8 protein-coding genes and 2 pseudogenes are annotated in these 8,872 nt (G+C 67.4%); 4 read left to right on the top strand and 6 right to left on the bottom strand.

The window, feature by feature from the left end; translation table 11 throughout:
* Both HCC78_RS30615 and HCC78_RS30610 read left to right on the top strand, forming a co-directional pair.
* Window positions 1-741: pseudogene (locus HCC78_RS30615) on the top strand (IS5 family transposase); the annotation flags it as partial.
* 397 nt (window positions 742-1,138) lie between these two features.
* Complete coding sequence (locus HCC78_RS30610) at window positions 1,139-1,426, top strand: hypothetical protein (RefSeq protein ID WP_172332531.1); 288 nt, start codon at window positions 1,139-1,141, stop codon at window positions 1,424-1,426.
* Window positions 1,427-1,437: 11 nt separating this feature from the next.
* On the opposite strand, the gene HCC78_RS30605 is transcribed toward HCC78_RS30610, so the two are convergent.
* The 4 genes from HCC78_RS30605 to HCC78_RS30590 all read right to left on the bottom strand — a co-directional run bounded on the left by HCC78_RS30605 (window position 1,438) and on the right by HCC78_RS30590 (window position 4,803).
* Window positions 1,438-1,803 carry a LysE family transporter gene (locus HCC78_RS30605; RefSeq protein ID WP_256368370.1) on the bottom strand — a complete coding sequence of 122 codons (366 nt, stop codon included), beginning with the start codon at window positions 1,801-1,803 and terminating at the stop codon, window positions 1,438-1,440.
* Between the two features lie 235 nt (window positions 1,804-2,038).
* Window positions 2,039-3,157, bottom strand: coding sequence for a helix-turn-helix transcriptional regulator (locus HCC78_RS30600; RefSeq protein ID WP_172332529.1), 1,119 nt, complete (start codon window positions 3,155-3,157; stop codon window positions 2,039-2,041).
* Window positions 3,158-3,226: 69 nt separating this feature from the next.
* Window positions 3,227-3,895: a hypothetical protein gene (locus HCC78_RS30595; RefSeq protein WP_172332528.1), complete on the bottom strand. Its 669-nt coding sequence runs from the start codon at window positions 3,893-3,895 to the stop codon at window positions 3,227-3,229.
* Window positions 3,896-4,155: 260 nt separating this feature from the next.
* Complete coding sequence (locus tag HCC78_RS30590; RefSeq protein WP_172332527.1) at window positions 4,156-4,803, bottom strand: hypothetical protein; 648 nt, start codon at window positions 4,801-4,803, stop codon at window positions 4,156-4,158.
* Between the two features lies 1 nt (window position 4,804).
* Here HCC78_RS30590 and HCC78_RS30585 point away from each other — a divergent pair, with 1 nt between their 5' ends.
* Both HCC78_RS30585 and HCC78_RS30580 read left to right on the top strand, forming a co-directional pair.
* Window positions 4,805-5,497 (top strand): hypothetical protein, encoded by a 693-nt coding sequence (locus HCC78_RS30585; protein WP_172332526.1) that lies wholly within the window; start codon window positions 4,805-4,807, stop codon window positions 5,495-5,497.
* Between the two features lie 481 nt (window positions 5,498-5,978).
* Window positions 5,979-6,653 carry a calcium-binding protein gene (locus HCC78_RS30580; protein ID WP_172332525.1) on the top strand — a complete coding sequence of 225 codons (675 nt, stop codon included), beginning with the start codon at window positions 5,979-5,981 and terminating at the stop codon, window positions 6,651-6,653.
* A gap of 535 nt (window positions 6,654-7,188) precedes the next feature.
* On the opposite strand, the gene HCC78_RS30575 is transcribed toward HCC78_RS30580, so the two are convergent.
* The gene (locus HCC78_RS30575) at window positions 7,189-8,019 is read right to left on the bottom strand and encodes a DUF1206 domain-containing protein (protein ID WP_172332524.1); all 831 of its coding nucleotides are present in this window, start codon (window positions 8,017-8,019) and stop codon (window positions 7,189-7,191) included.
* A 619-nt stretch (window positions 8,020-8,638) separates the two neighbouring features.
* Window positions 8,639-8,872 (bottom strand): annotated as a pseudogene (locus HCC78_RS33350) (hypothetical protein); the annotation flags it as partial.

The raw sequence follows: 8,872 nt of genomic DNA, 5'->3' as shown, positions 1-8,872 counted from the left end.
ACGTGACCATTCCGTTTCGCGGTTCGAAAGGTGCTTTGCACCTGCTCGTCCCCTCTCGGGCATTGCTGCGCAATGCCCTGCCGGGCAGCGGACAGCACCGGCATCAAGGTGGAAGGCGAAGGGTGCGGAGCGACCGTGGCCCCGGTGGGGCCGCGAAAGCGCGCAGCACGGCACACGCGCAAGCATGGCGGCTCGAAACGGCGCATTCGCGGTGCCGCTCGGACCGGTGGCGCGGCCCGCTCATGGCGCAAGATCCACATCGGAATCGACGAGCAAACATTGGAGATCCGGGCCGTCGAGGTCACCTCGAGCAATGTCGGCGACGCGCCGGTGCTGCCGGACCTGCTTGCCCAGATCCCGGGGGAGGAGGAGATCGCCACCGTCACCGCTGACGGTGCCTATGACACCCGCGCCTGCCACGACGCCATCGCCGCGCGCGACGCTGCAGCCATCATTCCGCCGAGACGGAATGCCAGGCCATGGAAGCCGGACACAGCCGGTGCCCGGGCGCGCAACGAGATCCTGCGGGCATCGAAGCAACTCGGCCGGACGCTGTGGCGGAACTGGAGCGGGTACCACCGCCGGAGCAGGGTCGAGACGAAAATGAACTGCGTGAAACAGCTCGGCCAGCGTCTGATGTCACGGGACTTCGACCGCCAGGTAGCCGAGGTCCAGATCCGGGTGGCGGTCCTGAACCGTTTCACGGCCCTCGGCATCCCGATGACCGTGGCCGCAGGATAGGTGTGTCCCGGGGAAAGGGGGGACTGCGGTCATCAGCTGATTTGTCCAACAACGCCCGTTGGCACCTGTCAAGCATCCCGCGTGCGGCAATCTCCATTGCGGAGCCCGCGGATCAGCGCGGCACGACGGCGAACGGCGGTGGACGCATCGTTTCAATCGGCGCGCCCTCACCCGAATGGGTGACGCGCGCTGCCGCGGACCTGCGGACAATGTGCAGGCTCCGGCGTTCGCGGCCAATTGGGCGTGAAGGGCGGCTGGGAAGAGGCCTGCTCGCAAAGCTACAGCAGCAGGGCCGCGGCCAACCTTACCGCGAACAACAGCGACGCCGAAAACTGCAGTCAGCGGGATCGCGTCCGCGGAATGTACGGTGCGATCCGTTCCGGAAAGGATCAGGGACATGAACGGGTTCATTTCGCTTCTGGCGGCTTGGTATCTTTGCGGCGCGGCACTTGAACAGGGGCCGCTGCCACATGATCAGGAACTGCGCTGCGCAGCAGCGGTGGAGACGGTGGGCGCGGCTTTTCTCACTCCGGAGGAACGTGCCGCCGCCGCCGAAATCGGCCTGGCGCAGGGCGCTCTGATGCAGGCCGGGCTCGAGCGGTTCCGCGCCTGGGAGGCCGGCAATCCCGAGATCTTGGCGGCGTTCGAGGACGCCGCACGCACGCTTGCGGTCACGATGAGATAGGCCGCGGCGGGTCAAACCAGTGGCGCTGCCAGACCGCTGACGGCGAAGGCGGCCAGCAGCGCCGCGTCGAGACGCTGCAGCAGGCCGGACCACACCCCGCCGTGCTCGGCCAAGCCGAATTGCGGCAGCAGCGCAAGAAAGAAGACCAGGTTGAAAGGGCTCGATATGCCGCCCAGCAAGCCGCCTGCGAAATCCGCGCGGCCCGCCCGACCGCAGGTGGGTGCCTCCGGGGATACCGGCGCGCGCAGGAGCTGGAGCGCGAGCAAGAGCAGCACCCCGGCTCCGGCCCACTGGAGGAGCCTGAACAGGATTTCGGGCAGTGCCATCATCCCCTGCAGCACCGCCACTGCGGCCGCAGCCAGGACCGCGTCGGCCAGCCAGGATGCCCGCGCTGGCGCAGAGACCGGCGGCGGCCCCGCCGCGCGCAGTTCGCGCGACGGTCAGGATGATGCAGGGGCCGGGAATCGCTGCATTGACGGCCGAAGCCACGAACAGGGCGAAAAACGACGATATCGGCATGCTGTTCTCCTTGGTCCGCCGGGCAGCGAAGCCGCCCGGGTGTTCCGGGGCTGGGACCAGCCGGTCCGGCCGACATCACCCGGTTGGGTGAGCTCATCCGCCCGGCAAGGTCTGGGCCTGGGCCATCAGCAGCCGCACGAGCTCTGCCTGGCCATGCACGCCGAGCTTGCCGTAGACCGATTTGAGATGCGTCTTCACTGTATTGGCGGAGATGCCGGCATGTCGGCCGATCTCGGGGACCGGCAGCGCCCGCGCCGCCAGGGCCGCGATGCGCGCCTCGGCCCCGGTAAGGCCGTAGTCCAGCGCCAGGCGCTGAGGCGAGAGCTGCGCCGCCCGGGCCTCGGGATCGCTCGCGAGGACCAGTACCTGCGGTGCGCCTGAAAAGGCGCAGGACGCGTCGCCTGCGAGCGGCATGACCGTCAGCGCATAGGGCATCGCATGCGAAGGCCGCGGCACCATCACCCGGCCATCGACGTAATCCGGTTCGGGCCCCGAGACCCGCCGGGCCAGGGCTTCCAGCCGCGCCTGCGCCGCTCGCGATGCGAGCCTCAGGCGGCCGCGGTGGCGCAGGATGCCGTCGCGGCGCGCGGCCATTGCCTCGGCCGCAAGGTTCATGTGCCGGATGCGCAGGTCGCCCCCGGTCAGGATGACTCCCTCGCCGAGCCGGTCCAGTGCCCGGGCATAGCCGAGGCCCGCTGCATTGCGCAGGTCCAGTGCCCGCCGCAGCCGCATCGCGCGGCCCAGATGGCTGCAGAGCTCTTCCACCATCCGCCGTTCGCGGCTGTCGAAGGGCGCGCCGCGGGGGCGGGCCAGGAACAGCGGGCTGAAAACGTCGCGGTCGCGCTGCACCGCGCTGAGCAGGAAATGGTGCATCCCGGGGCGCTCGATGAAATGTCTCGCCGCGCCATCCCCCATCGGCAGCCCGGCGCCGTAGAGCATGCTGCGGTCCACAAGCGTCCCGGCCGGAGCGCGGGCGATCAGGCCGAAGCCGGGATTCTCTTCGAACCCGTCCTGGCCGCCCTCGAAACTGGCCAGCGCCGCCGGGTCGTAGCGGACCGTCCACGCCTCGGCCCGCGGAAAGTTCCGGATCTCGCCATGGCCGAGGAAGAGCGGCGTGCCGGCGAGGCGGTCCGAGACCATTTCCAGTGCCGCGGGCCAGCCTTCGCTCTGGAGCCCGGCTTCGCAGATGGCGGCGAAGAGGTCTTCGGACATGGCACATCTCCTTCCGGTCCGTTGGCATGCGCATCGGCCGACGGCGGCCGGTGCCGGCAGGCACGGGCCTCAACCGGCGCGCAGGAGCAGGTAATCGCCGCGGCAGCAGATCAGCGTGCGCAGGACCAGCACCCAGGCCATGGCAACGTCCAGGGCCGCGGCGGCTCCAGGCTGCAGGACCGCGGCCGCGAGCCCCGGTGCCAGCGACGCGAGAACGGCCGCCCGGCTGAGCAGGGCAGCCCGACGGAACAGACCGGCCAGGTTCTGTCGGCCGGGAAAGGCTGCATTGCCGAACTTTCCGAAAGCCAGGAGCAGACCCGAAAGGATCGCAAGAACGGCGTCGCCGTAGCAGAGCAGGGACAGGGTCAGCGCAGACGCGCCAAGCCCGGAAAGCAGGTCGCCGAGCCGCAACAGGTGGCGCGAGGGCTGTCCCGGATGCAACCAGGCGCGATGATGGGCCTCTCCCGCAGCGAGGAAAATGCTCACCGCGGCGGTCAGCCACGCCGCGCCAGGCTCGCCATGGAAACAGGCCCGCAGCATCGCGGAAAACGACGCGTCCAAGCTGCCTGCGGCTGCCGAGACCTGTGCGGCGATCCCGGCTGCAAGCGCCAGGAGGTTGGCCAGATTGTAACATCCGCCCGGCCCCCTCAACCGGGCCGGGGCGGTCCGCAGGATCCGGAGCGGGACTGTCTGCGAGAACGCGCCGCCTTGGGATGCAGTGATGGTGTCGAAGTGCATCTGGGAATGCTCCCTTTGCCTCCTTGGCTGCCGGTTGGTCGGCTTGGTCCCTTCAGCGCCTGCAAATTCGCCGCTAGAGACCGGCAGCAAGCCCGGGGCGGGCGGAACGCGGCGGATGGGATGCGCATGCACGGCGGCCCGCCGGTGCAGTTGCGGTTACGGTGTTCCGGCCTTGGCTGGCCGGGCAGGCTCTCTCGGAGAGAGCGGCGTCCATGCACGCGTGGCCGGACGTGCCGGTGCGATCCATGCTGATCTCCCCTCTATCGAGCCGTGCTATTCGACGCAGCCTGCCACGGAAAAAAAACTCCGGCTTCACCCGGATGGGGGATGTGCAGGGTGCAGCCCGGACCGCAGTGCATGCCGACGCGGTTTTCCGGCCAGATTCGCGGTATCATGTGCTGCAATGCGTCGCGCTTTGCTCGCGGGCGCCCCCTGGCAACTTCCGGGAAAGGCTGCATTGCATGATCATCCGTCACCACACGTCTCCAGTTCCGGACCTGGAAACCGAGATCGGCGAAATCTACGAGATCGCGTTCGATTCCGGTGCGGCCCCTCGCATCCTCGACCTGCTGCGCAAGGTTGCCCGGAGTCCGAGCGCGATCTTGTGCCACCGCGAAGTCCATGGCGCGGACATGGAGGAAAGCCTCGGCATCGATCCGGTTTTCCTTGCGCCGATGGCGGAGTACATGAACCAGAACCTCCTCCTGCCGCGCATGCATCTGGTAAAAGTCGGTGTCCCGGCCAGAGACACGGACTTGGTGCGCCCGGAGGAACGGCGCGGGCTGGTACTCTGCGAAGAGGTCTGGAACCCGGCGGGCCTGCACCGGCTTCTCGGAGCGATCGTCGCCAGGGACCGGAAGCGGCTGACCTCGGTTGCCCTGTTCCGGCCGCGATCCAAGAGCCGCCACGGTGCGCGATCCGAGGATCGTCGTGGCGCGCCTGTCTCCGCACCTCAACCGTGCCCTGAACCTGCGCCAGACTTTGGAGGCGCAGAGGGCGCAATCCGGACTTCTGCGGGAGACGCTCGATCTGCTTGCGCAGCCGGTGCTGATCGCGGATGCCTCGGCCCGGCTGGTCCATGCCAACCGCAGAGGCGAGGCGGCGCTGCGCAGCTCTGCGCATCTGACGCTGTCGCACGGACGCATCGCCGCGCGGAACCCAGCGGACAGGGACTGGCTCCGGGCGCTTTCCGATGCCTTGGGCCGAGGCGCCGGAGGGGGCGCGGCGCGGCGCGCGGGGCCCGGCGGAACGGCTTGGCCGCTTGCGGCGCCGCTCTCCGAGCATCGTGCGGCGTGCCTCGGTTTGCCACAGTGCCGCAGACTGGAATTGATCGCGCTGCGTACCGGAAGCGGTGCCTCATGCCCGGACGCAGCGACCTTGCGCACGCTGTTCGATCTGAGCCCTGCCGAGGCAGAGCTGGCGGCAGCACTCGCGCATGGACGTACCCTTGCCGAATTCGCTTGCGTGCGCGAGGTGACGCGGAATACGGCGAACAGCCAGCTGAAGTCGCTCTTCGCCAAGACCGGTGCATCGCGCCAGTCAGAGCTGGTCCGGCTTCTGGCAGGCCTCGCACCGCTGGCTATGCCCGGCAAGGGGAAGTGAGTCTCCAAGCTGGAAATGGAGCCAGACAGATCACTGTCCCGTCAGCCACGGAGGCGCCTGCTGACCAAGAGCGCAGCCTCGCGGCCGGTTCGGATCATCATGCGAGCGGCAGGAGAGTGCGGTCCTCCGTCGGCCAGCAGGCAGAGTATGCTTCGGTATGGTTTGAGCGGAGGCTCCGGGAAAAGCCGCAGCACGGCGGTGCCGGATTCTGAATGACCGGACAGGGGAGCGAAAGCGCGATCCTCGCATTGCCAGGCCCCTTTTGTCACCCGCAGAAAAATGCGCCTTCCAGCCTAGCGCCGGGTACGGACTCTCCCGGATTTCTTTCGCGATTGCCTCCGGAAGCGTCCGCGCGGCCCTGCCATCGTTGTTCCAACTCCTTTTGAACCGGCGAACTCCGGCGGACGACCGATGTGCAACCCGGCAATGGCGCCGGGGCAGCACCGGCGAACAATCAGATGCACTTGAGAACGCAGAAACCGTGAACCTGCCGGGCACCGCGATCTCGCTCGGACCGGAAGCGCAGCTTGGCGGCGCCGGCGACGACACGCTGACCCGCCAGGGCGGCAGCGACACCCTCGCGGCAGCCGGCGGCAGCGGCGCGCTGTCCGGAAACGGCGGCGGCAACGTGCTCCTTGGGGGCGCGGGATATGACAGCCTGCTTGGCGGAAATGGCGCGGATCTCCTCTCGGGCGGCGCCGGCGCAGACGAGATCGACGGCGGCGCCGGCAGCGACACCGTGGACTGCTCGGACTCTTTCGAAGGCGTGCGCGTCCAGCTCGACAGCGGCAGCGCCGCAGGCTCGGGCAGCGGCGGCGATGCGGAAGGCGACGTGATCAAGGCAGGCGGCGGCTACGACACCATCGATGGCCAGGGCGGCAACGACCAGCTGTCCGGCGGCGACGGCCTCGCCCGGATCGAGGGCGGAGCCGGGGACGACGTGCTGACCGGCGGGACCGGCTCCGACACCTTCGTCTTCGGCGGCGGCGGCGATGACGTGGTGACCGAAATGGAGGGCATCGACCTGTCGTCCTACGGCGACCTCGAGATCACCTATCTCGATGGCGGGTCCGCCGAGGTCGCGCTCGGCAACGGCGCGATCACGCTGCAGGACCTCGGTTTCGAGCTCGAGGCGGTGCATTTCCTCTTCGGATAATGCGCATCGCCGAAAGTGGACTCAACGGGAGCTGGCCGTTGTCCGGTCAGTTCCCTCTCTTGTCCGGTCCGGCGCCGTAGCTGCAGATTGCCTGGATCCTCTCCTCCAGCATCACTTGTGAGCAGCCGGAGAATGCCGCGGGAAGGATGAGCGGCTGCTCCGGGAGAAGCCGCAGTACTCAGGCGCCCGACTTCGGACTGCTGGACTGGAAGCGACAGTGCGAGCCTCGACCTGGCGGCGGCTGCCTGCCACCGGCCGGCAGCCGCGCTCTTGATCAGTCCAGCCGAAGACGATGAGCGGCCGGACTTGAGAGCATCCCCCTGATCGGCTCCGGCGAAGCGCTGACCGACACGACCGGCCACCATTGCCGGATCGCCGACTGGGCTCCGCGGCAGCGCCGCGATTCCGCTTGTCGTGGTCGTGGTCGTGGTCGTTGTCACCAGGAACTTTGAGCACGACGCCGCTACCACTGGCCGGAAAGGGCTGCACTACGCCTTGGCGACGCAGCGCGCTCGGCATCACGTTCCGCCTTGCGTCACGCATGCATTTTGAGATGCTGCGCTATGGTCAATGTCCCTTTTCTCTGACGCGTCGGCAGCACACGGAATGCCACTTCGATCCAGCAATAGATGCCGAACGCGAGCATGCCGAACGCCACGAAGCCCAGCAAATAGAGTCCGTAGGCCTGGCTGCGCAACAGATCAAAGGCTTCCGACAGGCCACCCGCTTGATCCGGATCCGACTGCACTGCGGCGAAAATGAAGAAACCGCCGATTATCGCGACGACTATGCCGCGCGCCACCAGCCCGAGGCGGATCGGAAGCGAGAGTTTTTCGAGGACCGGCGACCAGCGCAGGTTTTCGCGGTATTTCTTGGACCACCCCTTGTAAAGATAAGCCAAGCCGGCACCGATTACAGCCAGACCCACAGCGCCCACGATGATCTGCCCGAAGGGCATAGCCAGGAGTTTCGAGGTCAGAGCCTCCTTGCCGTCTTCTCCACTGCTGTTCCCTAGGGCAAGCCGCGCAATCGAGAAGGAGAGGCCCAGATTCACCAGTCCGCTCACACCCTGGCCGATCCGCGCGACAATACCTTTGGTTTCGCTGCCCTCGTCTTCGAGATCCATGTAGCCGCAGATCAGGCGCCAGATGCCGTAGCAAAAGAGCCCCGCAGCAATCGCGAGAATGATGAACGCGCCAAAGGGTTGGCCGAACAGCGAACTCAGCGCGCTCTTCTTGTCTTCGCCCGACCCGCCATGCCAGGCCGATAACAGTGCCAGACCACCGGTCAAAAGATAAACCACGCCGCGTGCAGCATATCCTGCCCGCATCACGTACTCGACCCAGACCGGTGCCCGCTCTGCCATTGGAAGATCCTCTTTGCCGTATGGAGACCCAAGAGAAAATCACGGCAATTTGTTCCCGCCAATCTTGGAGAGATGGAGAGGCATCCGCACGCGCCGGACGGCATGGCAACGCGTCGGCATGATGTTTTCAGGCTCAGGTCTCCTCAAGACGATGCCCGCTACCTGCGCTCTTCGCCAGTAGGGTCGGCAACCATGAACGGCCGGACTGGTACGGCTTGGCCTGGTCGACGCCGTTCGCACGAAGATCACAGTGGGCGGCCGCTCCTGCCAGATCGCGGGCTGGGCTCCGCAGCAGTGCCGCAAGTCCGCTCCTCGTGGCTGATCGTGAGAGACGCTGCGAGCGCAGCGCCCTTGCTACCGGCCGGAAAGGGCTGAGCACGGGCGCTCAAGGCGCCAGGCGCGACCGGCTGGTTCCGCCCTTCGGCCAGGCATGGTGACAGCCGATGAACCATCGGCGCCATCGCCAGGCTTCCGCGCTGCCGCAAGGCAGGTCAGAGCCCCAAAGCGGACCCCTGCAGCGCTTCGGGCGGCCAGCCCGGCGTCGGTGGGAAAGGACGCATCTACATCAAACTGCATGCTAAAGCTCGATCCCGCAGAGCAGGACCGAACCGTATTGGCTTCAGGCGGCCTCAGCAGACGCGACGCCTTCTTCTCCCAGATGCTTCCTGAAGAACGGGAGGATCTTCTCCAGCGCCAAGCCGACCGGCTCTTCCCGGTCGTAGAGGTCGTAGTGGGACCAGTCCCGCAGTTCGACCAGCTGCCTGAAGGTTTTTCGATGCGGGCCGCGGCGCGACGTGGGCGGCCGGGAGGTGGCGGCCCGCGTTGACAAACCTCGGAAGGAGGAAGCCGCGGG

This window comes from Mangrovicoccus sp. HB161399 (assembly GCF_013184745.1).
Taxonomy (GTDB): Bacteria; Pseudomonadota; Alphaproteobacteria; order Rhodobacterales; family Rhodobacteraceae; genus Mangrovicoccus.
This window is presented reverse-complemented; position numbering and strand designations above follow the sequence as displayed.

Excerpts from the sequence above, each read along its gene's own strand:
- HCC78_RS30610 (WP_172332531.1), top strand. The coding sequence starts at position 1,139 with ATGAACGGGTTCATTTCGCTTCTGGCGGCTTGGTATCTTTGCGGCGCG.
- HCC78_RS30600 (WP_172332529.1), bottom strand. The coding sequence starts at position 3,157 with ATGTCCGAAGACCTCTTCGCCGCCATCTGCGAAGCCGGGCTCCAGAGC.
- HCC78_RS30595 (WP_172332528.1), bottom strand. The coding sequence starts at position 3,895 with ATGCACTTCGACACCATCACTGCATCCCAAGGCGGCGCGTTCTCGCAG.
- HCC78_RS30575 (WP_172332524.1), bottom strand. The coding sequence starts at position 8,019 with ATGGCAGAGCGGGCACCGGTCTGGGTCGAGTACGTGATGCGGGCAGGA.